Source organism: Dyadobacter sp. BHUBP1 (assembly GCF_050587785.1).
Lineage (GTDB): Bacteria > Bacteroidota > Bacteroidia > Cytophagales > Spirosomataceae > Dyadobacter.
Map to the genome: position 1 here is coordinate 1 of NZ_JBOBIH010000067.1, position 261 is coordinate 261.

At 47.9% G+C, this 261-nt stretch carries 2 tRNA genes; both read right to left on the minus strand.

Annotation, left to right across the window (positions count from 1 at the left end):
- Nucleotides 1–19: 19 nt before the first annotated feature.
- Nucleotides 20–93, minus strand: a tRNA-Ala gene (locus tag ACQ4MZ_RS31670).
- 59 nt (nucleotides 94–152) lie between these two features.
- A tRNA-Ile gene (locus tag ACQ4MZ_RS31675) sits at nucleotides 153–226 on the minus strand.
- Nucleotides 227–261 lie beyond the last annotated feature (35 nt).

Consider the following 261-nt stretch of genomic DNA (forward strand, 5'->3'; position numbering starts at 1 on the left):
CCCCTCATTTGAGGCAATGTGGAGAATAACGGATTCGAACCGTTGACCCCCTGCGTGCAAGGCAGGTGCTCTAGCCAGCTGAGCTAATCCCCCAAAATTCTTGTTAATAAACTCAATCAGAAACGTTTCCCTGATTGTACTCTTGCATTCCGTGGGCCTGCGTGGACTCGAACCACGGACCTCGACATTATCAGTGTCGCGCTCTAACCACCTGAGCTACAAGCCCTTATATATGATAAAGATAAACCAAAAGCAGAATTC